This window comes from Streptomyces sp. SudanB182_2057 (assembly GCF_964272715.1).
Taxonomy (GTDB): domain Bacteria; phylum Actinomycetota; class Actinomycetes; order Streptomycetales; family Streptomycetaceae; genus Streptomyces; species Streptomyces rubradiris.
In genome coordinates this window covers 4,672,522-4,695,097 of the sequence record NZ_OZ186798.1, presented here as the reverse complement: position 1 = coordinate 4,695,097, position 22,576 = coordinate 4,672,522, and the positions used below count along the sequence as shown (strand labels likewise).

Below are 22,576 nucleotides of genomic sequence, written 5' to 3'. Positions count from 1 at the left end.
CGCCCGGGCGCACCTCTGCCATCCATTCTGCGTTATGGCTGAGACAGGCACGCTACACCGGGCGGGATTCGTGCATTTTCCCACCCGGGCCGTACCCGGCCCCCACGACGTCCACCGGTCCTGCCCGCCGTACGCCGCCGTCCGTGCCGTACCGCACTATCCGGCCCGGTCCCGGGGCACTATGAACGTCGTGGCAGCCACGGGCAAGGCGAGTGGTCGGGGCGGCGGTTCGGGCCGGGTGGGCGGCGCCGTCCGCGCGATCGGCCGTGCCCTGCGCCTTCCGGTCACCGGCACGGCACGCGGCATCCGCAGGGCCACCCACGCGCACGGCGCGGGCGAGTCGGGCCTCGGCAAACTGATCGAGCTGCACGCCGTGAACGGCGCCGGGGACGTCATGGTCACCGTGGCACTGGCGTCGACCGTGTTCTTCTCCGTGCCCACCGACGAGGCGCGCGGCCGGGTCGCGCTGTATCTCGCCATCACCATGGCCCCGTTCACCGTGCTCGCCCCCGTCATCGGACCGCTCCTGGACCGGTTGCCGCACGGGCGGCGGGCCGCGATGGCGGGCGCGATGCTGGCGCGGGCGCTGCTCGCGCTGGTCATCTCGGGGGCCGTGGCGAGCGGCGCGCTGGAGCTGTATCCGGCCGCGCTGGGCGTGCTGGTGGCCTCCAAGGCGTACGGCGTCATCCGCAGCGCCGTCGTGCCCAGGCTGCTGCCACGGGGGTTCTCCCTCGTGAAGGCCAACTCCCGGGTCACCCTCGCCGGTCTGCTGGCCACCGGGGCCGCCGCGCCGGTGGCGGCCGGGCTGCACGCCCTCGGCGACCCCTGGCCGCTGTACGGCGCCTTCGTGATCTTCGCTGCCGGGACGTTTCTCTCGTTCTCCCTGCCGCCCAAGGTGGACTCGGCCAAGGGCGAGGACGTGGCGCTGCTCGCGTCCGGCACCCGGCATCCGCCCGGGGAGCGCGCCAGACGGCCGGGGCTGCGCTCGGTCGGGCCCGCCGTCACCTACGCGCTCGGCGCCAACGCCTCCTTGCGCTGCCTGTCCGGTTTCCTGATCTTCTTCCTGGCCTTCCTGCTGCGCGAGCATCCGCTGGCCGGGCAGAGCGCGGCGGTCTCGCTCGGCATCGTGGGCGTCGCGGCGGGCGCGGGCAACGCCCTGGGGACGGCCGTGGGCGCCTGGCTCCGGTCCCGCGCCCCGGAGATCATCATCGTGACCGTGGTCGCGGTGGTGCTCGGCGTGGCGCTGCTCGCCGGCCTGTTCTTCGGCGTGTTCCCGGTGGCCTTCCTGGCGGCGGTCGCCGGGTGCGCGCAGGCGCTGGGCAAGCTGGCGCTGGACGCGCTGATCCAGCGGGACGTGCCGGAGGCGGTGCGCACCTCGGCGTTCGCCCGCTCGGAGACGCTGTTGCAGATGGCGTGGGTGTTCGGCGGCGCGGTCGGCATCGTGATGCCGCTGGACGGGACGGTGGGGCTGCTGGTCGGCGCCGTCTTCGTGGCCGCCGGCTGGCTGACCACCCTGCGCGGGCTGCTCGCCTCGGCCCGGGGCGGCGGCTGCCCGGCACGCGCGACCTGACGAACCGGCCGCCGGCACACGTGGCGTAACGAACCGGGCACGCCGTACCCCACGTGGGCGGACGGCTCCGGGCGCCCGATAGCCTTCGGCCATGACCACGCTGCAATCCGCTGTGCGACGCCGCCGCGCCGTCGCCGTTGCCGGCGCCGTTTCCGCCGGACTGCTCGTCCTGTCGGCCTGTGACAAGCCGACCCCTGTCGCGACGGTCACCGTCGGCGGGAACTCGGTCAACTCCGAGGCCCTGTGCTACAACGACGGCGACAAGCTGACCGCCGACTCGCTGAAGGACTGCGTCAAGAACTCCGACGACGTGAAGTCGATCGAGGTCCCCCAGGACGAACGCGTCCGCATCGGCGTCGACCCGAAGATCGCCGACGAGGGCTGGGTCGTGCTGGTCAACGGCCGTCAGTTCACGGACGTCAGCAAGAACACGTACCTCACGATCCCGAGCGCCGCCTTCTTCAGCGCCCAGTACGGAACCCAGGGCGAGACCAACACGGTCGCCATCCAGATGGGCGAGAAGGAGAACAAGGGCATGTGGTCCTTCAAGCTGAAGGACGGCAACAAGGTGAAGAAGGCGGAGGGCTGATCACGCCCCCCGTTCCCGTGCTCGTCGCCACCGCGGTCCCCGTCGAGCGGGACGCGGTGGCGGGGGCGCTGCCCGCGCCGGCCGAGGAGGTACGGCTGCCGGGCGCGGTCCTGTGCCGTACCGGTGCCGGCTGGGACCTGCTCGCCGCCGGTGTCGGACCGGCGCTCGCCGCCGCCTCCACCGCCGCCGCGCTGACCGCCGCCGCGCTGGCCGGCCGGCCCTACGGCCTGGTCGTCTCGGCCGGGATCGGCGGCGGTTTCCAGCCGGACGCGCCCGTCGGCTCGCTCGTCGTCGCCGACGCGATCACGGCGGCCGACCTGGGCGCCGAGACCGCCGACGGCTTCCTCGCGGTCACCGAACTCGGCTTCGGGACCGTCACGCACCGACCGCCGGAATCAGCCGTACGAGTCGCCGCCGAGGCCCTCGGCGCCCGTACCGGCACGGTCCTGACCGTCTCCACGGTGACCGGCACCGCGGCCCGCGCCGCCGCCCTGCGGGCCCGGCACCCCGGCGCGCTCGCCGAGGGCATGGAGGGGTTCGGGGTGGCGGAGGCCGCCGCCGCGCAGGGAGTGCCCGTGCTGGAGATCCGCGCCGTCTCCAACCCGGTGGGGCCCCGGGACCGCGCCGCCTGGCGCATCGGCGACGCCCTCGCCGCCCTCACCGAGGGCTTCGGGAAGCTCGCGCCCGCTTTGGAGAGTTGGAACCCACATGACCACCAGTGAGCAGCGGTCCCTGCCGATCGCGTACTCCCCCTGCCCGAACGACACCTTCGTCTTCGACGCCCTCGCCCACGGCCGGGTGCCCGGCGCGCCCGCGCTGGACGTGACGTTCGCCGACATCGACATCACCAACGGCATGGCCGAGCGCGGCGAGCTGGACGTGCTGAAGGTGTCGTACGCCGTGCTGCCGTACGTCCTCGACGAGTACGCGCTGCTGCCGTGCGGCGGCGCGCTGGGGCGGGGCTGCGGGCCGCTGGTGCTCACCCGGGAACCACAAGCCGATCTGACGGGCCGTACCGTCGCGGTGCCGAGCGAGAAGTCGACCGCCTACCTGCTGTTCCGGCTCTGGGCGGCGGACACCCTGCCCGGTGGGGTCGGCGAGATCGTGGTCATGCCGTTCCACGAGATCATGCCGGCCGTGCGCGACGGCAAGGTGGACGCGGGCCTGGTCATCCACGAGGCCCGGTTCACCTACCAGGACTACGGGCTGCACAAGATCGCCGACATGGGCGAGCACTGGGAGCGGACCACCGGGCTGCCGATCCCGCTCGGCGCGATCATCGCCCGGCGCTCGCTGGGCGCGGACACCCTCACCCGGCTGGCCGAATCGATCCGCACGTCCGTGCGCATGGCCTGGGACGACCCGGATGCCTCCCGGCCGTACGTCATGGCGCACGCCCAGGAGATGGACCCGGCCGTCGCCGACCAGCACATCGGGCTGTACGTCAACGAGTTCACGGCCGACCTCGGCGAGGACGGCTACGCGGCGGTCCGGGGGCTGCTCACCCGTGCGGCGGCCGAGGGGCTGCTGCCGCCCCTCGGCCCGAAGGCGCTGGACTTCCCCTGAGGAAGCCCGGGCCGGGTCAGACGTCCAGTTGGTCGGCGACCGCGCGGAGCAGACCGGCGATCTTCTTGCCGGAGGCCTTGTCCGGATAACGGCCCTTCTCCAGCATCGGGGTGATGTTCTCGAGAAGGGTCGTCAAATCCTGCACGATCGACGCCAGCTCGTCCGGTTTCTTGCGCTGGGCGGCGGCGACCGACGGCGTCGGGTCGAGCACGTTCACCGACAGCGCCTGGTCACCGCGCTGACCGGCGACGACGCCGAACTCCACACGCTGTCCCGGCTTGAGTACATCGACTCCGGCGGGGAGAACCGAGGAATGGACGAAGACGTCACCGCCGTCGTCGCGGGAGAGAAAGCCGAAGCCCTTCTCGCTGTTGAACCACTTGACCTTGCCGGTAGGCACGTCTGTCCTCGTCCTCGTACTCGTTGGGAAAACTACTTCGGAAACGGCTCTTGATAGCACTAGAGCGGGTCGACCATGACCCGCCGATACCAAGGCTAATGGTCTTCGGGCGGGTGACAAGACGTCCCCCGGTTGTTCTCTCGCGCAGGGAACTACCCTGGTCCGGTGCGTGACAAAACCCAAGCGAATTCCGCCGCGCCCGGTGACCGACTGATCCGGGCCGGTGCCGTCGTCTTCTTCCTCGGGGCCGTGGCCACCCTGGTCACGGTGGCCCCGCTCTTCCTCGGCGCGAAGCCTTTTCCGACCTACATGTTCGGCCTGAGCATGCTCATGGCCGTCGGATTCCTCGTCGCCGGTGCCGGTGTGCTGCGCTCGGTCGCCGCCGGACGGCGTCAGGCGCGGGAGGCCGCCCCGGGCGCCTCGCGGTAGCCGTCCAGCCATTCCGGGAAGGCGGACAGACCGGCCAGGACGACGTCCGCGCCGGCCGCCGTCAGCTCCTCGGCCGGGCACGGCCCGGTCGCGACGGCGACCGAGAACGCACCCGCGGCGCGGGCCCCGCGTACGTCTCCGACGTGATCGCCGACGTACACGGACGCGCCGTGCTCGCGCAGCGCCTCCGCCTTCCGCTCGGCCCACAGGTCGCCGACGACCACGTCCGGCTCGATGCCGAGGTGGGCGAGGTGCAGCTTGGCGTTCGGCTCGTACTTCGCCGTCACCACCATCGTCCGCCCGCCGGCCGCGCGCACCGCGTCCACCGCCTCCCGGGCACCGGGCATCGCGAGCGTCGCGGTGATGGCCATGGAGGGGTACATCGCCCGGTACAGGTCGGCCACCTCGGGCACCCGCTCCGCCGGGAACCAGTGGGCCAGCTCCTCCACGAGCGGCGGACCGAGCCGGGACACCGCCAGGTCGGCGTCGATGAACGTGCCGGTGCGCTCCGCCAGGGCCAGGTAACAGGCGCGGATGCCCGGGCGGGAGTCGATGAGGGTCATGTCCAGGTCGAAACCGACGGTCAGGGTGGAGGCCATGGGGGACATTCTGCCGGGTGCGGACAGGAGCAACCGGGCGGGTCCGCGCCATGCGGCGGCTGTCGGGGGCCGAGTGCCGGTGGGGAGGTGACCCGGCGCGCCCTGTACGCGGCCACGGCGTGGCTCGGTCGCCGCCGCCGAGGCCGCTACCCCTTCCGCTGTGAGCGCCACACCAGGTACAGCGCCGAGGCCGTCGCCGCGCCCCGGACCACCCACGGCCAGGTGTCACCGATCGCGTCGCTCATCCGGCCCTGCGGGATCGGGGTGCCCCAGCGGCCCTCGGTGCGGCCCCACAGCCAGAGCAGACCGGCCGCGACCGCCGCGCCGGGCAGGACCATCACGGCCCACTTGGTCTCCGCGGGGGTCAGCCGCCGGGAGCCGTAGGCGATGGCCCAGCCGAGCAGCAGGGCGAACCAGTTGCCGAGGACGGCGCCCGCGACCAGCGCGGCGGCGGCCAGCAGCAGCAGGGGGTTGGACCAGCCCGACAGCGGGCCGCGGGCGGGAGCCCCGGCGGCCCCGGCCGGGGCCGCCTCGGCCGGGGCAGCGGCCTTGCCGCGGGCCGGCAGCAGCCCGCGCAGCCGGCGGCGCGGGGCGGTCGCCGGCCCGGCCGCCGACGGGGCCCCGGCCTCCGGCGCGGTCGCGGCACCCGACGCGGCCTCGGTGCCCGGCGGGGTCTTCGTCCCGGCCTCCCGCGGGGGCCGTTTGAGCAGCTCCGGGATCTCCACCCCGCCGACGAACCCCGGCACCGGGTCGACATCCGCCACCGGACCGCGTACGCGCCACCAGTCGGGCGGTGCCGTGCCGTCGCCGAGTTCGTGCGCGGGGGCGAGGTGCGGCGGGGCCGGCCCGACCGGGGCCGCGGGCGGCTCGGGCTCGGCGGGGCGCGGGCGCGGCACGGCCCGGCGCAGCCCCTTGGGCCGCTCCGGCCGGGACACCCGCTCCTCGGCGGAGGGCTGGGCCGGTACGGCGGTGGCGGGCGGCTGCGGGGCGCCGCCGGGCGTGCCCGCCGCCGTGACCACCTCGTCCGGGCTGCCCAGCCGGTCCAGGATGCGGCGGACGGCGGCGGGCGAGTCCACCGTCGCCTTCGACCGATGCCGGTCGATCTCGTTGCGCAGCTCCGACACGAGCCGCATGCGCGTCGCCGACGGCAGCTGCCGCTGCTGGGCGATGTCACCGACGCGGCTCAGATACTCGTAGACGACCTGATCGCTCTCGATCCCCACGGAACCCCTCCGGGGTGCGCCGACTGGAAACCCCGGGAGGGACGGTACCGCTTCCCGGTGGATGCCCTCGGCATATGGTTGTCCGCTAACGTTGACCGGATGAGCCCCGAGGCCCACTCAGCCCCTCGGTCCCTCGCGGAGGCACTGCGCGCGCGGGACGACTCCTCCCTCGCCGCGCTGCTGCGCAGCCGCCCGGACCTCGTCACCCCCGTACCCACCGATCTCACCCAGCTCGCCACGCGCGCCGGCACCCGTGCGTCGGTGCTGCGCGCCCTGGAGCGGCTGGACCGGTTCGCACTCCAGACGGCCGAGGCGCTGGCCGTCGCCCCGGACCCGGCGTCGTACGACACCCTGCTCGGGCTGATGGCCGGGGACGCGGGCGACCCCGCCGTGGCCGGCGCGCTGCCGCGGGCCCTCGGCACCCTGCGCGAACAGGCGCTGGTGTGGGGCGGGGACGACCGGCTGCGGCTGGTGCGGACCGCCCGCGAGGTGCTGGCCCCCTCGCCGCAGCACCCGTCTCCCACCGGGCTCGGGCCGACCGTGCAGGAGGCCACCTCGGGCATGTCCCCGGGGCGGATCCAGGAGCTCCTGACGGCGGCCGGGCTGCCGTCGACGCACGACCCGGTGTCCGCCGTGGCCGCGCTCACCGCCCTGTTCACCCACCGCAAGAAGCTGGACAGGCTGCTCGCCAAGGCCCCGGAGGCCGCCCGCGAGGTGCTGTCCCGGCTGGTGTGGGGGCCACCGTACGGGCAGGTCACCGCGGATCCGGCGGCCCATCTGCGCTGGCTGCTGGACCGCGGCCTGCTGCTGCCGACCGCGCCCGGCACGGTCGTGCTCCCCCGCGAGGTCGCGCTGCACCTGCGCGCCGGCCGCGCCCACCGGGCCCCCGAGCCGCTGCCGCCCGCCGTGGTACCGGCCGCGACGCACAGCCCGCGGGTGGTGGACGCCACCGCGGCCGGGCAGGCGTACACCGCGCTGGCCACGGTGGAGGAGCTGCTGAAGGAGTGGGACGAGGGCGGCCCGGCCGTGCTGCGGGCGGGCGGCCTGAGCGTCCGCGACCTGAAGCGGACGGCCGTGGCCCTGGACGTCTCCGAGCCGGTCGCCGCCTTCTGGGTGGAACTGGCGTACGCGGCCGGCCTGATCGCCTCCGACGGCGAGGCCGACGAGCGGTACGCGGCCACCCCCGCCTACGACGAGTGGCTGGAGCAGCCGCCGGCCGAGCGCTGGGTTCGGCTCGCCCAGGCGTGGCTGGCGGCCACCCGGACCCCGGGAGTCGTCGGCGGCCGGGACGCCAAGGACCGGGCGCTGTCGGCGCTCGGCCCGGGGCTCGACCGGTCCGCCGCGCCCGAGGTACGGCACCGGGTGCTGGCCCTGCTGGCCGGGCTGGGGCCGGGCGCCGCCCCGGACGCCGAGTCGGTGCTGGCCCGGCTGCGCTGGGAACGTCCGCTGCGGGGCGGCCGGCGGGACGGCGAGGAGGACCTGCGGTCCCGGCTGGCCCGCTGGACCCTGTCGGAGGCCGAACTGCTGGGCATGACCGGGCGGGGCGCCCTCTCCTCCCACGGGCGCGCCCTGCTGGGAGCGCCCCCCGCGGCCGACTCCGGCTCCTCGACGGCCGGGGCCGCGGGCGCGGGATCCTCTCCGGCCGGCGGGCACGGTGCCGCCGAAGCCGCTCAGGCCGACCCGTCCGGAGCCGGCGCCCCCGGGTCCCCCGCCTCCGACACGCCCGACCCTGCCACCTTCGGCACTCCCGGTCTTCCCGCATCCGACACGCCCGGTCTTCCCGCCTCCGGCGGTCCCGGGGACAAGCTCCCCGTGCACCGCCACCGGGTGCCCGACCGGCTCGTGCCGCTGTCCGGGCCCGAGCAGGCCGTCGCGGCGGCCGCGGCCGCGCGGCTGCTCGCGCCCTTGCTGCCCGAGCCCCTGGACCACGTGCTGCTCCAGGCCGACCTGACGGCGGTCGCCCCCGGCCCGCTGCGACGGCCGCTCGCGGACACGCTGGGCGTGCTGGCGGACGTGGAGTCCAAGGGCGGGGCGACCGTGTACCGGTTCACCCCGGCGTCCGTCCGCCGGGCCCTGGACGCCGGCCGGACCGCCGCCGACCTGCACGCCTTCCTCACCGAGCACTCCCGCACCCCGGTGCCGCAGCCGCTCGCCTATCTGATCGACGACGTGGCCCGCAGGCACGGCCATCTGCGGGTCGGCGCCGCCTCGGCGTACGTCCGCTGCGACGACGACGCCCTGCTGAACGAGATCCTCGCCGACAAGCGCGCCGCCGCCCTGCGGCTGCGCCGCCTCGCCCCGACCGTGCTGGCCGCGCCGACCGACCCGGCGTCGCTGCTGGAGGGGCTGCGCGCGATGGGGTACGCGCCCGCCGCCGAGTCCGCCGAGGGCGATGTGCTGATCGCCCGCGCCCACGCGCACCGGACCCCGCCGCGCACCGCGCCCGAGCCGGTGCCGGACGGGCCGCCGACGCCCGACGGCACGCTGCTCGCGGCGGCGGTCCGCGCGATCCGGGCCGGTGATCTGGCCGCCACCACTCCGCGCAAGCCCGTCGGCGAGCCCCTGGCGGGCGGCGAGCTGCCCCGCACCTCCTCCGCCGAGACCCTGGCCACCGTGCAGGCCGCCGTCCTGACCGGCGACTCGCTGTGGATCGGCTACGTCAACGCCGAGGGCGCCGCCAGCCAGCGGGTCATCTCGCCGGTCCGGGTGGAGGGCGGCTTCGTCACGGCCTACGACCACACGGCGGACGAGATCCGGACGTACCCCCTGCACCGGATCACGGGGGTGGCCGAACTGGCGGAGGACTGAGCCGCCGCTCCCCAGCGACGACACGCCCCGCCGGGCCCCCGCCCGGCCACAGACCCGCCCCGGCACCCGGCGTCCCGCCCGGCCGTCCGGCAGCTCCAGCACCTTCGGCGGCTCCGGCAGCCCGGTGAGGGTGTTCGACGCATCCGGCCCGGCAGCCCGGCGGCACGTGATCGACGTTTCCGGCCCGGCAACCCCCGTCGCAGACGCCGAACCCGGCGACTACGCCGTCCACACCCCGCCCCGTACGGGCGGCACCTGGGCCCCGGCCGCGCCCGCCCCCCTCAGCAGTTCCCGACCGGAGCGTCCTCCCGCAGGCCGTAGCGGGTGCGGGCCGCGGTTTCCAGGGGGGTGGACGACAGGTCGTCGCGCAGGGCGAGCGTGCGGCGGCCGAAGTGGGACTCGGTCCAGTCCGCGCCGCCCGCGCCGTCGGGCGCCTGCTCGCGCGAGACCACCCGGTAGCGGCCGTCGGCGGACCGCGCCAGCCGCAGCACCTGCGGGACCCGCCCGCCGCCGCACTCCACCAGGCCACCGTCGCGCACCCCGTACTCGACGCACAGCGTGTCGACGCCCGCCCGCACCTCGTCCCCGTGCCGCTCCAGGCCGACCGGCTCGGCCCGGCAGAACCAGTGCGCGTCCAGCGCGGGCACCTCCTCGCCGTACCCGGTGCCCCGCTGCTCCGCCGCCAGCCGGGCCTCGATCACCGGCCGGACCTCCTCCCACAGCCGGGCATCGACCTGCCCCGGCCGCATGGCCCAGACGCCGCTGCCCACCAGCACCACCACGGCCCCCGCGCCGGTCGCCCATCTGACCGCTGCCATTCCACGCCCTCCCCTCGGCCCCCGTCGCAGGCGTAGACCCGTGGGGGCGGGGCGGGGTTGCACAGTGCGCGGCCTCCGGACAAACCCGCTCGATGAGGCACACTGGACGTTTGGCCGTTGTGGAAAGGGTGTGCCGCGCGTGAATGGTCCACTGATCGTCCAGTCCGACAAGACCCTGCTGCTGGAAGTCGACCACGAACGGGCCGACGACTGCCGTCGGGCCATCGCCCCCTTCGCCGAGCTGGAGCGGGCGCCCGAGCACATCCACACCTACCGGGTCACCCCGCTCGGCCTGTGGAACGCGCGCGCCGCCGGGCACGACGCCGAGCAGGTCGTGGACGCCCTGGTGGAGTACAGCCGCTATCCCGTACCGCACGCGCTGCTCGTGGACATCGCCGAGACGATGGACCGCTACGGCCGGCTCACCCTCACCAAGCACCCCGCGCACGGCCTCGTCCTGACCACCACCGACCGGCCGGTGCTGGAGGAGGTACTGAAGTCCAAGCGGATCGCCCCGCTGGTCGGCGCCCGGATCGACCCGGACACGGTCGCCGTGCACCCCTCCGAGCGCGGGCAGATCAAGCAGACCCTGCTGAAGCTGGGCTGGCCGGCCGAGGACCTCGCCGGCTACGTCGACGGCGAGGCGCACCCCATCGAGCTGCTGGAGGACGGCTGGGCGCTGCGCCCCTACCAGAAGCAGGCCGTGGAGAACTTCTGGCACGGAGGCAGCGGTGTGGTCGTCCTTCCCTGCGGCGCCGGAAAGACGCTGGTCGGCGCCGGGGCGATGGCCCAGGCGAAGTCGACCACGCTGATCCTCGTCACCAACACCGTCTCCGCCCGGCAGTGGAAGCACGAGCTGGTGAAGCGGACCTCGCTGACCGAGGACGAGATCGGCGAGTACAGCGGCACCAAGAAGGAGATCCGGCCCGTCACCATCGCCACCTACCAGGTGCTGACGACCAGGCGGAAGGGCGTCTACCCGCACCTGGAGCTGTTCGACTCCCGGGACTGGGGGCTGATCCTCTACGACGAGGTGCATCTGCTGCCCGCGCCCGTCTTCAAGTTCACCGCCGACCTCCAGGCGCGCCGCCGGCTGGGGCTCACGGCCACCCTGGTGCGCGAGGACGGCCGGGAGTCGGACGTGTTCTCCCTCATCGGGCCCAAGCGGTTCGACGCGCCGTGGAAGGAGATCGAGGCGCAGGGCTACATCGCGCCCGCCGACTGTGTCGAGGTCCGGGTGAACCTGACCGACTCCGAGCGGCTGGCGTACGCGACGGCCGAGGCGGAGGAGAAGTACCGCTTCTGCGCGACCACCGCGACCAAGCGGAAGGTCACCGAGGCGATCGTCCGCCGGTTCGCGGGACAGCAGGTCCTGGTCATCGGCCAGTACATCGACCAGCTGGACGAGCTGGGTGAGCATCTGAACGCTCCTGTCATCAAGGGGGAGACCTCCAACGCCCAGCGCGAGAAGCTCTTCGACGCCTTCCGTGAGGGCGAGATCAGCGTGCTGGTGGTGTCCAAGGTCGCGAACTTCTCCATCGACCTGCCCGAGGCCACGGTCGCCATCCAGGTGTCCGGCACCTTCGGCTCCCGGCAGGAGGAGGCCCAGCGGCTCGGCCGGGTGCTGCGCCCCAAGGCCGACGGCCACCAGGCGCACTTCTACTCGGTGGTCGCCCGCGACACCATCGACCAGGACTTCGCCGCGCACCGGCAGCGGTTCCTGGCCGAGCAGGGCTACGCCTACCGGATCATGGACGCCGACGAGATCCTGGCGGAGGGCGCGGCCTGACGCCCCGGGCGGCGGGCCGCCGCCGCCCCCGCCAGCAGCACGAGCACCAGCAGCGGGTACGGGGACGCCGCCGGCTGCTGCCACCACGGCAGGTGCAGGTCCCGGTCGCCCGCGTGCGGGACGAGCCACAGGGTGCGGGCGGTGAAGACCACCGCCGTGGCGGCGGCCGCCCACCGGTGGCCGTCGCCGAGCAGCACCGCGAGCAGCGGCACGCACCACACCCAGTGGTGGGACCAGCTGATCGGGCAGACCAGCAGGGCCGTGCACGCGGTGAGCAGGACGCCGTGCCGCTCCTGCCGGGCGCGGGCCGCCAGCCACAGGCCGGCGGCACCGGTGACCAGCGCCGGCAGCACCCAGCCGAGACCCGGCGCGGGATCGCCGAGCACCCGCGCGATCAGCCCCTGGAGGGACTGGTTGTCCACGATCCATGCCTTGCCGACCCGGCCGGTCTCCCACAGCCGCCGGGACCAGAAGGAGACGGTCGCCGAGGGCAGCAGCACGGCCCCGACCGCGACCGTCCCCGCGAAGGCCGCGAGCGCGGTCGCCGCCTCCCGCATCCGGCCGCGCAGCAGCAGCCAGGCCAGGAACACGGCCGGGGTGAGTTTGATCCCGGCCGCGATCCCGAGGGCCGCTCCCGCCCACCGGGCGCCCGGGGGCCGGGTCAGGTCCCACAGGGTCAGGCAGGCGACGGCCAGGTTGACCTGGCCGAACAGGAGGGTCTGGAAGACCGGTTCGAGCCACAGGGCGAGGGCGGTGGCGGCGCAGACCACGGGCGGGGCCGGGGTGCGCCGGGCCAGGCGGGCGGACAGGACGACGAGGACGGCGAGCAGGAGCACGTTGGCCGCGAGGAACGCCGTCTTCAGGACGGGAACGGGGAGCCAGGCCGCCGGGACGAACAGGATCGCGGCGAAGGGCGGGTAGGTCGCGGGGAGCCGCCACTCGGTGACGGTGAAGCCGTACAGGTCGGCGCCGTGGGTCACGGCGGCGCCCTCGGCCCGGTAGACGAGGAGGTCGGCCATGGGCGCGCCGCGCAGGGCGCAGAGCGTGCCGAAGGAGGCGAGGGAGAGGGCGAGCAGGAGCAGGGCCGTCCGTTTCCGCACGGAGCCGACCCTATGTCGTCACCTGCGGCGTATGCCCGCTTCCTCGCCGTACTCGCCGTGTTCGCCGAGGATGACGACGCTGAACGCGGCCTCGGCGAACACCTTGACGGCGCGCAGGGCGTCGCCGAGCGGGTGGTGGTGGGTGCCGTCCAGGGCGGTGACGCCGGACGGCGGCCGGAAGGGGGCGGGAGTGATGGTCGCTGCACTCATGCCCCCATGGTGGATCGCCGGGCACCACCGGCGCATCGGCCCCCGGGTCCAGTTTCCGGCCGCCTCGCGTAGGCCCCCGGGTGGACGCCATCCCTGAGACCGCACGGCCCGCATCCCCTAGGGGACGGGCAGGACAGGCACACCGGGAACAGCCGGAGAACGGGGAACGGGGGACGCACGGGCCGGGGACGGCCGAGCACCGACGGCGCACGGGCCAGGGACGGCCGAGGACCGGCGACGCACGAGCCAGGGACGGCCGAGCACCGACGACGCACGAGCCGCGACCGGCCAAGGACCGGCGACGCACGAGCCGCGGCCGGGCGAGGACCGGCGACGCACGAGCCGCAGCCGGGCGGCGCACGCACCGGGGAACGGCCGGAGCCGGAAATTCGTTGGACGTTTCCCGGCGCCCCGCCTAACATCTCCGCCCTTGCCCGCCTCCCTCACGGAGTGCCGCCGCCCGGCCGGAAACCGGACGGCATCGTCGTAGCCCATGCAGCAGGCCCACCGGAGGCACCCCCTTGTCCACGCCCGCCCACGACCCGCTCGACGACCCCCTGGCCCGGGAGCGCGCCCACCTCGCCGCGTCCCGTGCCGCCCTGCGCGCCATGCGCGAGGACGTGGAGGCGCTCGACATCCGCGACGTCGCCGCCAACTGGGTCAACGCCCAGGTCCTCACCCGCCAGATCGACGAGCGCGTCAAGGCGCTGGCCGACCTCAGCGACACCCCCCTGTTCTTCGGCCGCCTGGACTACCTGCACGCGCCGGGCGCCGAGCGGGCCGAGGGCGCCGGGGGCGAGCGGTTCTACATCGGGCGGCGGCATGTGCACGACGCCGACGGCGACCCCATGGTCATCGACTGGCGCGCACCGGTGTCGCAGCCGTTCTACCGGGCGTCGAAGAAGAACCCCATGGACGTGGGGCTGCGCCGCCGCTTCGGCTACACCGGCGGCGACCTGACCGCGTACGAGGACGAGCACCTGTCCGACCCGGCGGAGCCCGCCACCGCCGGCAAGCTGCTCCAGCAGGAGATCGAACGGCCGCGCGTGGGCCCGATGCGGGACATCGTCGCCACCATCCAGCCGGAGCAGGACGAGATCGTCCGGTCCGGCCTGTCCGGGACGGTCTGTGTGCAGGGCGGTCCGGGCACCGGGAAGACCGCCGTCGGCCTGCACCGGGTCGCGTATCTGCTGTACGCCCACCGGGAGCGGCTGGCCCGCACCGGCACCCTGGTCATCGGGCCGAACCGGTCCTTCCTGCACTACATCGAGCAGGTGCTGCCCGCGCTGGGCGAGCTGTCGGTGCGGCAGGCGACGGTGGACGACCTGGTCGCCCACGTGGAGGTGCGCGGCACGGACGAGGCCGCCGCCGCGATCGTCAAGGGCGACGCCCGGATGGCCGAGGTGCTCCGGCGGGCCCTGTACGCGCACGTGACCCCGCCCGCCGAGCCGGTCGTGGTCGTGCGCGGCTCCCGGCGCTGGCGGATCCCGGCGTACGAACTGGAGGAGATCGTCGCCGAGTTGCTGGACCGGGACATCCGGTACGGCGCGGCCCGGGAGGCGCTGCCGCAGCGCATCGCGCACGCGGTGCTGGTGCGGATGGAGCAGGCCGGGGAGGCCCCGGACGACCGGGTGCAGGACGCGGTGGCCCGCAACAGCGCAGTGAAGGCGGCCGTGAAGGCGATCTGGCCGGCCGTGGACCCGGCGAAGCTGGTGCTGCGGCTGCTGTCGGACGCGGAGTTCCTCGCCGAGCACGCCGCGGGGATCCTGGACGAGGACGAGCAGAAGACGATCCTGTGGACCAGGCCGGCGCGCAGCGTGAAGTCGGCCAGGTGGTCGGCGGCCGACGCCGTGCTCATCGACGAGGCGGCCGACCTGATCCAGCGCACGCACTCCCTGGGGCACGTGGTGCTGGACGAGGCGCAGGACCTGTCCCCCATGCAGTACCGGGCCGTCGGCCGCCGCTGCACCACCGGCAGCGCCACCGTGCTGGGCGACCTGGCGCAGGGCACGACCCCGTGGGCGACCCGCGGCTGGGCGGAGGCGCTCGCGCACCTGGGCAAACCGGAGGGCGCGGTGGAGGAACTGACGGCCGGTTTCCGCGTGCCGACGGACGTCATCGCGTACGCCTCCCGGCTGCTGCCGCACATCGCGCCCGGGCTCACCCCGGTCGCCTCGGTCCGGGAGAACCCCGGCTTCTTCGAGGTGCGTACGGTCACCGGGACGGCCGATGTGGTCGACGCCTGCCTGCGGCTGCTGCGCAACGAGGGCTCGACGGGTCTGATCGCCGCCGACGTCCGGATCCCGGAGCTGGCCGAGGCCCTGAAGGCCGCCGGGATCTCCTGCCTGGCGCCCGGTGAGGAGACCACTCCCGACACCCGGCTGACCCTGGTCCCGGCCTCGCTCGCCAAGGGTCTGGAGTACGACTACGTGGTGCTGGACGAGCCGCGGGCCGTGGTGGACGGCGAGCCGGACGAACGCACCGGCCTGCGGCGGCTGTACGTGGCGCTGACCCGGGCGGTGTCGGGCCTGATCGTGACGCACGCGGCCCCGCTGCCCCCGCAGCTCGCCGAGCGGGACGCGTGACACGTACGACGCCGCCCCCGCCGCCCGCCGAGTAGGGTGCTGATCCGTTCCGGCATGTCCCCCTGGAGAGGCCCCCGTTGAGCTCGCCGTACCCGCAGTCCCCGTATCCCGCGTACCCGTACCAGCAGTTCGGGGCGCCGTACCCGCCCGTGGCCGGGCCGGGGTGCGAGGTGTGCGGGGCGCTGCCCGCCGCGCCGGTCACCGTGCGCGGGCACCAGGGCATGGTGGTGCTCATGCGGTTCCTGCGGCGGCGGGGGACGCTGTGCCGCCCGTGCGCGCTGGCCGTGTTCCGGCAGATGCAGCGGGACACGCTGATACGGGGCTGGTGGGGGCCGCTGTCGGTGGTCCTCACCCCGGTCACCCTGCTGGTCAACCTCGGGGCGCTGGCCCGGATCCGGAAGCTGCCGGCACCGGTCACGGCCGCCTGGCGCCCGCCGCTGGACCCCGGCCGCCCGCTGCTGCGGCGGCCGGCCGTGCTGCTCCCGCTCGCCGTCCTGGCCGCGCTGGTGATCGCCGTGCCCGTCCTGCTCGCGGCCGGCGGCTCCGACGAGCCGTCCCGGGTGCGCTTCCAGCCCCGGAAGAACACGGAGCCGCTCTCGGTCGGGGCGTGCGCGCACAACGACCGCGAGTGGCCCCACCAGGACCTCAGGAACGTGCCCTGCGACTCGCCGGACGCGCAGTACCTGATCACCGAGCAGCACAACGGGTACTGCGCGGACGGCGACTACTACGCCCACCTCCAGTACAGCGCGAACGGCGTGACCCCGCTGTGCCTGCACCCGGTGCGGAAGGAACCGACGCCCCCGGCCGGCGCGGTGCGGGACTAGCCGACGCCCCCGGCCGGTGCGGGACTAGCCGGCGACCCCGTCCAGCGCGGTGCGCCACTGGGCGACCACCTGCGCCGAGACCGGCCCCTGCCAGCCGGCGGGGCGGGCCGCGCCGCCGATGTGGAACGCCTCGATCCCGCCCTCGCGGAGCCGGGGCACATGGTCCAGGCGCAGACCGCCGCCGACCATGATCTGCTGCTCGTAGCCCGGGCCACCGCCCTGCGCCGCCTCGGCGAGCAGCGTGGGCAGGCCGTCGTCCACGCCGGAGGCCGCGCCCGCGGTGAGGTAGGTGTCCAGGCCGGGCAGGTCGGCGAGCTGCTTGCGCAGGGCGTCCCGGTCGGCGGCCCGGTCGATCGCCCGGTGGAAGGTCCACGGGCAGCCGTCGAGCGCGTCGACGACCCGCTCCACGGCGGCCACGTCGGCGCCGCCGTCCTCGGCGAGGAACCCGAGCACGAACTGGTCGGCGCCGGCCTCCCGCAGCTCGCCGGCGAGACCGACCAGCCGGTCCAGGTCCCCGGCCGCGAAGCCGTCCGCGACGCGGAGCATCACGCGCAGGTCGACGTCGACGGCGGCGCGGATCGCGGCGACGGTGGCGGGCGCGGGGGTCAGCCCGTCGGCCGCCATCTCGGTGACCAGCTCCAGCCGGTCCGCGCCTCCGGCCTGGGCGGCGACCGCGTCCTCGATGTCGAGGGCGATCACCTCCAGGACTGCACGCTTGCTCATGGCACCCCATTCATCGGCATTCGTCGGGCGACTACAGGTCTAGTCCAATTCAAGAGTATGCCCGTCCCCGAGCGCCAGCCGTACGAACGGGGGCCAGCCGTACGAACACGGCCCAGCCGTACGAACGGGACGGGCGGCGGGCCGCCGGCACGCGGGAGGCGCCGGGCGGCACGGAAGAATGGGCACCATGGCCGACCTCGACGCCCTGCGACTCCGCTTCACCCGCGCCCTGGAGGCCGCCCGCGCCCCCGGCGGCGGCCCCGACCCCGCCCCGTACGCCGACAACCTGCTCGCCCGCTGGCAGGAGCCGCAGCGCCGCTACCACACCGTGGCGCACCTCACCGCCGTGCTCGACCACGTCGACACCCTGGAGCGGTACGCGGCCGACCCGGACGTGGTCCGGCTGGCCGCCTGGTTCCACGACGCCGTCTACCTCCCGGAGCGGTCCGAGAACGAGGAGCGGTCCGCGCGCCTGGCCGAGCGCGCCCTGCCGGAGGCCGGCCTGCCGGACGCGAAGACGGCCGAGGTGGCCCGGCTGGTCCGGCTCACCGTCGGCCACGACCCGGCCGGCGACGACCTCGACGGCCAGGTGCTGTGCGACGCCGACCTCGCGATCCTGGCCGCGCCCCCGTCCGCGTACGCCGTGTACACCGCCGCGATCCGCGAGGAGTACCACTTCGTGCCCAACGACGCCTTCCGCACCGGGCGTTCGACGGTTCTGCGTCAACTCCTGGGCCTGCCCCGCCTGTTCCGCACCCCCTACGGCCGGGAGCGCTGGGAGGCCACCGCCCGCCACAACCTCTCCGCCGAGCTGGAAATGCTGTCGACCTGAGGGAAGCCGCCGCCTAGGGTTCGCCCATGCGATCGATGAACGGCGATGCCGTGACCGAAGCCGTGGCGGGCTGTCTCGCGGCCCTGCGCCCGGCGGTGGACCGCGACTGGACGGCCGTCCCGGCCGGAAGCCTGGACTGGGACTGCCGCACCACGGCCGTGCACGTCGCCGACGACCTGGTGGCCTACGCCTCCAACCTGGTCGCGCGCGCCCAGGACGACTACGTCCCCTTCCTGCTGACCCCCGACGAGGGCACCGGCAACGCGGGCCTGCTCCAGATCATCGAGGCGACCGGCGGTCTGCTGGCGGCGGCCGTGAACACCGCGCCGCCCGGGGTGCGCGCCCACCACAACTACCCGTACGGCAGCGCCGACCGCGCGGGCTTCGCGGCGATGGGCGTCGCCGAGGTGCTGCTGCACACCCACGACATGACCCAGGGCCTCGGCCTGCCCTACGAGCCCTCCGCGGACCTCGCCGAATCCGTGCTGACCTGGCTCTTCCCGCACGTCCAGCCGGGCCCCGAGCCCTGGCCGACCCTGCTGTGGGCCACCGGCCGCGGCGAGCTGCCCGGCCGCGCCCGGGTCACCGCATGGCGCTGGCGCAACAATCTGGTCATCCCCGCCGAGCGGTGCACCCTCACCGGCATCCGCCCGGCCGTCGCCCACGATCTGCGCCTCGGCGGCACCGGCGGCTTCGACTGGCTCGGCGGCGAGCCGTACACCGGCACCCAGCAGGCCGCCGGTCTGCTGGTGAAGGCGTACCAAGCGGGCGTGCACCGCCCGGAGTTCGGGGTCTTCGCCGTCGTCCGGAACGAGGACGGCCGCGCCCTCGGCGGCATCGGCTTCCACGGTGCCCCCGACGAGGAGGGCCGGGTGGAGATCGGCTACGACCTGGTCGAGGAGGCCCGCGGCCAGGGCTACGCGACCGAGGCGCTGCGCGCGCTGACCGAGTGGGCACTGGCCCGCGAGGACGTCGAACTGGTGCTGCTGGCCATCGAGCACGGCAACACCGCCTCCCAACGGGTCGCGGCCCGCGCGGGCTTCGTCCGGGCGACCGTGGAGGAGGAACGCACGGCCCACGACGAGCACGACATGGAGCCCGGTCTCGGGCTGTACGTGCGCCGCTCCTGACTGCCGCCGCGCCCGCCCGCACCACACCGGACCGCGCCACACCGCACCGGGCCGCGCACGGCTCCCGCCGCGGCTACCTGCCCCGCGCCCGCGCTCCCTTGGGCCGGCGCAGCCCGGACTCCCGCAGCAGGCGGACCACTTCGCGGCTGCGGACCTCGACCGCCCCCGCCGCCACCGCGTCCGCGTACCGGTGCTCCGGGAGGTCGTAGTGGTCGCCGTCGAAGGCCCGCCGTGACAGGCCCAACCGGTCGGCGAAGGCGTGCAGTTCGTCGTACGACACATCGCTGACCAGGTGCGACCAGAGGCGGCCGTGCCCGGGCCAGGCGGGCGGGTCGACGTACAGGGTCACGACGAGGCCGCTCCGCCGGCGGCCGAGCCCAGCGAGCCCACCGACGCGACCTTCACGCCCGCCTTGTGGCACACCCAGTGCGGGTCGGGGCCCAGTTCCGGTTCCACGTCCAGTGCGTGCGGGTCGCCGGAGCCGCACACCGGGCACAACGGCCAGCGGCCGTACCGCTCCAGCAGCGCGTCCTGCACGTCCTGGGCGACCAGCCCGGCGACGAAGGCGGCACCGTCCGGCCACTGCTCGACCCACCAGCGCCGCTGGGCGATGGACTCCTCCACCAGCGAGACCACGTCCGCCTCGGCGACCTCGCGCGCGACCAGATCCGCGAGCACCAGGGCGCGGGCCGCGTGCAACGCCTGTTCCAGGGGGCTGATGGGGTCCATGCACCCATTGTGCGCAGTCTTGACCGGGACACCGAACCGAAAATATCTTTCATGTGTGACCCAGGACGTGAAGGAAACTTTCGGCAGTCCGGTCGGCTCCCTCGCCGCGAAGGTGCGCACGCTCGCCCCCTCCATGACCCGGTCCATGCAGCGGGTCGCCGAGGCCGTCGCCGACGACCCGGCCGGCTGTGCCGCCCTCACGGTCACCGGCCTCGCCGAACTCACCGGCACCAGCGAGGCGACCGTCGTGCGCACCGCCCGGCTGCTGGGCTACCCCGGCTACCGGGACCTGCGGCTCGCCCTGGCCGGCCTCGCCGCCCAGCAGCAGTCCGGCCGCGCGCCCGCGATCACCACCGACATCGCGGTGGACGACTCCCTGGACGACGTCGTCGCCAAGCTGGCCTACGAGGAGCAGCAGACCCTCGCCGACACGGCCGCCGGACTCGACACCGGGCAGCTCGGCGCGGCCGTCACCGCCCTGGTCGCGGCCCGGCGCACCGATGTGTACGGCGTGGGCGCGTCCGGGCTGGTCGCCCAGGACCTCACCCAGAAGCTGCTGCGCATAGGCCTCATAGCCCACGCGCACAGCGATCCGCATCTGGCGGTGACCAACGCCGTGCAGCTGCGTCCGGGTGATGTGGCGATAGCGATCACGCATTCCGGGACGACGGGGGACGTCATCGAGCCGCTGCGGGTCGCCTTCGAGCACGGGGCGACGACGGTGGCCGTCACCGGCCGGCCGGACGCGCCGGTCACCCAGTACGCCGATCTCGTGCTGACCACGTCGACCTCGCGGGAGACCGAGCTGCGGCCCGCCGCGATGTCCTCCCGGACCAGTCAGTTGCTGGTGGTGGACTGTCTGTTCGTCGGGGTGGCGCAGCGGACGTACGAGACGGCGGCACCGGCGCTGGCCGCGTCCTACGAGGCGCTGGCGCACCGGCACCGGAGCGCTTCGCGATAGACCGTAGGGACAGCACGTCCCCGTACCGGAGAGAGCCACCCCCCTTATGACCTCTCACGACCTGCGCAGTCAGCTGGCCTCCCTGACCACCGAGGCCTTCCGGCCCGAGCTGGCCGGCATCGATCAGCTGCCCACCCTGGAGATCGCCCGGCTGATGAACGGCGAGGACGCGGGCGTGCCCGGCGCCGTGGCCGGACAGCTGCCCCGGATCGCCTCCGTCGTCGACGCCGTGGCCGCGCGCATGGCGCGCGGCGGCCGGCTCGTCTACGCCGGGGCCGGCACCGCCGGGCGGCTGGGCGTGCTGGACGCCTCCGAGTGCCCGCCCACCTTCAACACCGACCCGGACCAGGTGGTGGGCCTGATCGCGGGCGGCCCGGCGGCGATGGTGACCTCCGTGGAGGGCGCGGAGGACTCCGCCGAACTGGCCCGCCGGGACCTGGACGCGCTGAAGATCACCCCCGACGACAGCGTGGTGGGCGTCTCCGCCTCCGGCCGCACCCCGTACGCCGTCGGCGCCGTCGAGCACGCCCGCGCACTCGGCGCGCTGACCGTCGGCCTGGCCTGCAACGCGCACAGCGCGCTGGGCGCCGCCGCCGAGCACCGCATCGAGGTGGTCGTCGGCCCGGAGCTGATCACCGGCTCCACCCGGCTGAAGGCGGGCACGGCCCAGAAGCTGGTGCTGAACATGCTGTCGACGATCACGATGATCCGGCTCGGCAAGACGTACGGGAACCTGATGGTCGACGTGCGCGCCTCCAACGCCAAGCTGCGGGCCCGCTCGCACCGGATCGTCGCCCTGGCCACGGGCGCCGGGGACACCGAGATCGACCGGGCCCTCACGGAGACCGGCGGCGAGGTGAAGCACGCGATCCTGGCCCTGCTCGCCGGGGTCGACGGCCCCACGGCGGCCCGGCTGCTCGAGGAGTCGGGCGGCCACCTGCGCGCCGCCCTGGCCCACGCGTCCGGCTGACGCGCCCCCGCCCTCAGGGCCGGCGGCCCGAAGGCGCCCGCCACACCAGCGTGTAGCGCCAGAACAGCCGGCGCCGCAGCCGGGCGCCGGGCAGGAGGCGGCGGGCCGTGCGGGAGATCTCGGCGTAGGTCTCCCGCGGGTCCCGGGTGGGGGCCGTCATGGCCAGGGGCCGTCGCGGGGCCGGCCGGCCGCGGTTCTTCGCCCAGCCCGTCAGCGCGTTGAGCGGTACGGCGACCAGCCCGAGCGCGTGGTCCAGCGGGCCCGCCGCGCGGGCGCAGCCGACGACGACGAGGGTGCCGCCGGGCGCGAGCCGGTCCCGGAGGCGGGTGAGGGTCCCGGCGAGGGGGAGGTGGTGGAGCACGGCGACGCAGGTGATCACGTCGTAGGGCCCGTCGGGAAGGTGCCGGGAGGCGTCGGCGAGGCGGTAGGCGACGGGTGCGTCGCCGGGTGTCGACTCCCGGGCCCGGTCCAGGATTTCGGCGTCGGAGTCCACGGCGTGCACCTGCCGGGCGCGCCGGGCGAGCAGCCGGGCCAGCTCCCCGCTGCCGCAGCCCACGTCCAGGGCGGTGCCGAAGCGGCGGGGCAACCGCCGTAGCAGCCAGGGGTGGTAGTGGGCGTTGTGGTCCCAGGGGTGGGCCGCGTTGAAGCGATGGAGGGCCTCCGCCAGGCGGCCCGCACGGCGCGTCGTCATGGCGCCCACTCCACCACGGTCCGCGCC

General features: G+C 74.9%; 23 protein-coding genes. 13 read left to right on the top strand and 10 right to left on the bottom strand.

Features of this window, described 5'->3' with window-relative positions:
• Positions 1 to 181: 181 nt before the first annotated feature.
• From ACSURM_RS20660 to ACSURM_RS20645, 4 genes are all read left to right on the top strand, one after another.
• Complete coding sequence (locus tag ACSURM_RS20660; protein WP_436961147.1) at positions 182 to 1,570, top strand: MFS transporter; 1,389 nt, start codon at positions 182 to 184, stop codon at positions 1,568 to 1,570.
• A gap of 91 nt (positions 1,571 to 1,661) precedes the next feature.
• Complete coding sequence (locus tag ACSURM_RS20655) at positions 1,662 to 2,159, top strand: DUF2771 domain-containing protein (protein ID WP_436956942.1); 498 nt, start codon at positions 1,662 to 1,664, stop codon at positions 2,157 to 2,159.
• Between the two features lie 17 nt (positions 2,160 to 2,176).
• A complete protein-coding gene (locus ACSURM_RS20650; RefSeq protein ID WP_436956940.1) occupies positions 2,177 to 2,881 on the top strand; it encodes a futalosine hydrolase in 705 nt (234 codons plus the stop codon).
• Positions 2,868 to 3,725: a 1,4-dihydroxy-6-naphthoate synthase gene (locus ACSURM_RS20645; protein WP_436956939.1), complete on the top strand. Its 858-nt coding sequence runs from the start codon at positions 2,868 to 2,870 to the stop codon at positions 3,723 to 3,725. Before ACSURM_RS20650 ends, ACSURM_RS20645 begins: the two co-directional genes overlap by 14 nt.
• A gap of 16 nt (positions 3,726 to 3,741) precedes the next feature.
• Here ACSURM_RS20645 and ACSURM_RS20640 read toward each other — a convergent pair whose 3' ends face one another.
• Positions 3,742 to 4,125 (bottom strand): cold-shock protein, encoded by a 384-nt coding sequence (locus tag ACSURM_RS20640; protein ID WP_359046995.1) that lies wholly within the window; start codon positions 4,123 to 4,125, stop codon positions 3,742 to 3,744.
• A gap of 165 nt (positions 4,126 to 4,290) precedes the next feature.
• On the opposite strand from ACSURM_RS20640, the gene ACSURM_RS20635 reads away from it, so the two are divergent.
• Positions 4,291 to 4,554 (top strand): hypothetical protein, encoded by a 264-nt coding sequence (locus ACSURM_RS20635; protein WP_436956937.1) that lies wholly within the window; start codon positions 4,291 to 4,293, stop codon positions 4,552 to 4,554.
• Here the strand turns inward: ACSURM_RS20635 and ACSURM_RS20630 are convergent.
• Together ACSURM_RS20630 and ACSURM_RS20625 are read right to left on the bottom strand one after the other, a co-directional pair.
• Entirely contained in the window at positions 4,518 to 5,162 is a 645-nt protein-coding gene (locus ACSURM_RS20630) for an HAD family hydrolase (protein ID WP_436956936.1), read from the bottom strand. The genes ACSURM_RS20635 and ACSURM_RS20630 overlap by 37 nt on opposite strands.
• A 137-nt stretch (positions 5,163 to 5,299) precedes the next feature.
• Entirely contained in the window at positions 5,300 to 6,376 is a 1,077-nt protein-coding gene (locus ACSURM_RS20625; protein WP_436956934.1) for a hypothetical protein, read from the bottom strand.
• Between the two features lie 99 nt (positions 6,377 to 6,475).
• Between ACSURM_RS20625 and ACSURM_RS20620 the strand changes: the two genes are divergently transcribed.
• A complete protein-coding gene (locus tag ACSURM_RS20620) occupies positions 6,476 to 9,184 on the top strand; it encodes a helicase-associated domain-containing protein (RefSeq protein WP_436956933.1) in 2,709 nt (902 codons plus the stop codon).
• Between the two features lie 281 nt (positions 9,185 to 9,465).
• Here ACSURM_RS20620 and ACSURM_RS20615 read toward each other — a convergent pair whose 3' ends face one another.
• Positions 9,466 to 10,002, bottom strand: coding sequence for a hypothetical protein (locus ACSURM_RS20615; RefSeq protein WP_436956932.1), 537 nt, complete (start codon positions 10,000 to 10,002; stop codon positions 9,466 to 9,468).
• Positions 10,003 to 10,141: 139 nt separating this feature from the next.
• Between ACSURM_RS20615 and ACSURM_RS20610 the strand changes: the two genes are divergently transcribed.
• Positions 10,142 to 11,791, top strand: a complete 1,650-nt coding sequence (locus ACSURM_RS20610) for a DNA repair helicase XPB (RefSeq protein ID WP_436956930.1) — start codon at positions 10,142 to 10,144, stop codon at positions 11,789 to 11,791.
• Here ACSURM_RS20610 and ACSURM_RS20605 read toward each other — a convergent pair.
• Together ACSURM_RS20605 and ACSURM_RS20600 are read right to left on the bottom strand one after the other, a co-directional pair.
• The gene (locus tag ACSURM_RS20605; RefSeq protein WP_436961146.1) at positions 11,743 to 12,867 is read right to left on the bottom strand and encodes a glycosyltransferase 87 family protein; all 1,125 of its coding nucleotides are present in this window, start codon (positions 12,865 to 12,867) and stop codon (positions 11,743 to 11,745) included. The genes ACSURM_RS20610 and ACSURM_RS20605 overlap by 49 nt on opposite strands.
• 42 nt (positions 12,868 to 12,909) lie before the next feature.
• Positions 12,910 to 13,101 carry a hypothetical protein gene (locus tag ACSURM_RS20600; RefSeq protein WP_436956929.1) on the bottom strand — a complete coding sequence of 64 codons (192 nt, stop codon included), beginning with the start codon at positions 13,099 to 13,101 and terminating at the stop codon, positions 12,910 to 12,912.
• Positions 13,102 to 13,622: 521 nt separating this feature from the next.
• On the opposite strand from ACSURM_RS20600, the gene ACSURM_RS20595 reads away from it, so the two are divergent.
• Together ACSURM_RS20595 and ACSURM_RS20590 are read left to right on the top strand one after the other, a co-directional pair.
• Positions 13,623 to 15,686: a HelD family protein gene (locus tag ACSURM_RS20595; RefSeq protein WP_436956927.1), complete on the top strand. Its 2,064-nt coding sequence runs from the start codon at positions 13,623 to 13,625 to the stop codon at positions 15,684 to 15,686.
• 77 nt (positions 15,687 to 15,763) lie between these two features.
• A complete protein-coding gene (locus ACSURM_RS20590) occupies positions 15,764 to 16,513 on the top strand; it encodes an LppU/SCO3897 family protein (protein ID WP_436956925.1) in 750 nt (249 codons plus the stop codon).
• A 24-nt stretch (positions 16,514 to 16,537) separates the two neighbouring features.
• Here ACSURM_RS20590 and ACSURM_RS20585 read toward each other — a convergent pair whose 3' ends face one another.
• Positions 16,538 to 17,236 (bottom strand): copper homeostasis protein CutC, encoded by a 699-nt coding sequence (locus ACSURM_RS20585; RefSeq protein ID WP_436956924.1) that lies wholly within the window; start codon positions 17,234 to 17,236, stop codon positions 16,538 to 16,540.
• 187 nt (positions 17,237 to 17,423) lie between these two features.
• On the opposite strand from ACSURM_RS20585, the gene ACSURM_RS20580 reads away from it, so the two are divergent.
• Both ACSURM_RS20580 and ACSURM_RS20575 read left to right on the top strand, forming a co-directional pair.
• Positions 17,424 to 18,068 (top strand): HD domain-containing protein, encoded by a 645-nt coding sequence (locus ACSURM_RS20580; RefSeq protein ID WP_436956923.1) that lies wholly within the window; start codon positions 17,424 to 17,426, stop codon positions 18,066 to 18,068.
• 26 nt (positions 18,069 to 18,094) lie between these two features.
• Complete coding sequence (locus ACSURM_RS20575; protein ID WP_436956922.1) at positions 18,095 to 19,198, top strand: GNAT family N-acetyltransferase; 1,104 nt, start codon at positions 18,095 to 18,097, stop codon at positions 19,196 to 19,198.
• A 73-nt stretch (positions 19,199 to 19,271) separates the two neighbouring features.
• On the opposite strand, the gene ACSURM_RS20570 is transcribed toward ACSURM_RS20575, so the two are convergent.
• Both ACSURM_RS20570 and ACSURM_RS20565 read right to left on the bottom strand, forming a co-directional pair.
• Positions 19,272 to 19,547 (bottom strand): DUF4031 domain-containing protein, encoded by a 276-nt coding sequence (locus tag ACSURM_RS20570; RefSeq protein WP_436956921.1) that lies wholly within the window; start codon positions 19,545 to 19,547, stop codon positions 19,272 to 19,274.
• A complete protein-coding gene (locus ACSURM_RS20565; protein WP_436956920.1) occupies positions 19,544 to 19,927 on the bottom strand; it encodes a hypothetical protein in 384 nt (127 codons plus the stop codon). Before ACSURM_RS20565 ends, ACSURM_RS20570 begins: the two co-directional genes overlap by 4 nt.
• Positions 19,928 to 19,982: 55 nt before the next feature.
• Here ACSURM_RS20565 and ACSURM_RS20560 point away from each other — a divergent pair, with 55 nt between their 5' ends.
• Both ACSURM_RS20560 and murQ read left to right on the top strand, forming a co-directional pair.
• The gene (locus tag ACSURM_RS20560) at positions 19,983 to 20,888 is read left to right on the top strand and encodes a MurR/RpiR family transcriptional regulator (RefSeq protein ID WP_436956918.1); all 906 of its coding nucleotides are present in this window, start codon (positions 19,983 to 19,985) and stop codon (positions 20,886 to 20,888) included.
• Positions 20,889 to 20,934: 46 nt separating this feature from the next.
• Complete coding sequence (gene murQ, locus ACSURM_RS20555) at positions 20,935 to 21,858, top strand: N-acetylmuramic acid 6-phosphate etherase (RefSeq protein WP_436956917.1); 924 nt, start codon at positions 20,935 to 20,937, stop codon at positions 21,856 to 21,858.
• 13 nt (positions 21,859 to 21,871) lie between these two features.
• Here murQ and ACSURM_RS20550 read toward each other — a convergent pair whose 3' ends face one another.
• On the bottom strand, positions 21,872 to 22,549 hold the full coding sequence (locus ACSURM_RS20550; RefSeq protein WP_436956916.1) for a class I SAM-dependent methyltransferase: 678 nt from the start codon (positions 22,547 to 22,549) through the stop codon (positions 21,872 to 21,874).
• Positions 22,550 to 22,576: the final 27 nt, after the last annotated feature.

What these genes read in the sequence shown, in the direction of transcription:
- ACSURM_RS20630 (WP_436956936.1), bottom strand. Translation starts at nt 5,162, where the DNA reads ATGTCCCCCATGGCCTCCACCCTGACCGTCGGTTTCGACCTGGACATG.
- ACSURM_RS20580 (WP_436956923.1), top strand. Translation starts at nt 17,424, where the DNA reads ATGGCCGACCTCGACGCCCTGCGACTCCGCTTCACCCGCGCCCTGGAG.
- ACSURM_RS20645 (WP_436956939.1), top strand. Translation starts at nt 2,868, where the DNA reads ATGACCACCAGTGAGCAGCGGTCCCTGCCGATCGCGTACTCCCCCTGC.
- murQ (WP_436956917.1), top strand. Translation starts at nt 20,935, where the DNA reads ATGACCTCTCACGACCTGCGCAGTCAGCTGGCCTCCCTGACCACCGAG.
- ACSURM_RS20565 (WP_436956920.1), bottom strand. Translation starts at nt 19,927, where the DNA reads ATGGACCCCATCAGCCCCCTGGAACAGGCGTTGCACGCGGCCCGCGCC.
- ACSURM_RS20550 (WP_436956916.1), bottom strand. Translation starts at nt 22,549, where the DNA reads ATGACGACGCGCCGTGCGGGCCGCCTGGCGGAGGCCCTCCATCGCTTC.
- ACSURM_RS20600 (WP_436956929.1), bottom strand. Translation starts at nt 13,101, where the DNA reads ATGAGTGCAGCGACCATCACTCCCGCCCCCTTCCGGCCGCCGTCCGGC.
- ACSURM_RS20575 (WP_436956922.1), top strand. Translation starts at nt 18,095, where the DNA reads ATGCGATCGATGAACGGCGATGCCGTGACCGAAGCCGTGGCGGGCTGT.
- ACSURM_RS20620 (WP_436956933.1), top strand. Translation starts at nt 6,476, where the DNA reads ATGAGCCCCGAGGCCCACTCAGCCCCTCGGTCCCTCGCGGAGGCACTG.
- ACSURM_RS20655 (WP_436956942.1), top strand. Translation starts at nt 1,662, where the DNA reads ATGACCACGCTGCAATCCGCTGTGCGACGCCGCCGCGCCGTCGCCGTT.
- ACSURM_RS20660 (WP_436961147.1), top strand. Translation starts at nt 182, where the DNA reads ATGAACGTCGTGGCAGCCACGGGCAAGGCGAGTGGTCGGGGCGGCGGT.
- ACSURM_RS20585 (WP_436956924.1), bottom strand. Translation starts at nt 17,236, where the DNA reads ATGAGCAAGCGTGCAGTCCTGGAGGTGATCGCCCTCGACATCGAGGAC.
- ACSURM_RS20615 (WP_436956932.1), bottom strand. Translation starts at nt 10,002, where the DNA reads ATGGCAGCGGTCAGATGGGCGACCGGCGCGGGGGCCGTGGTGGTGCTG.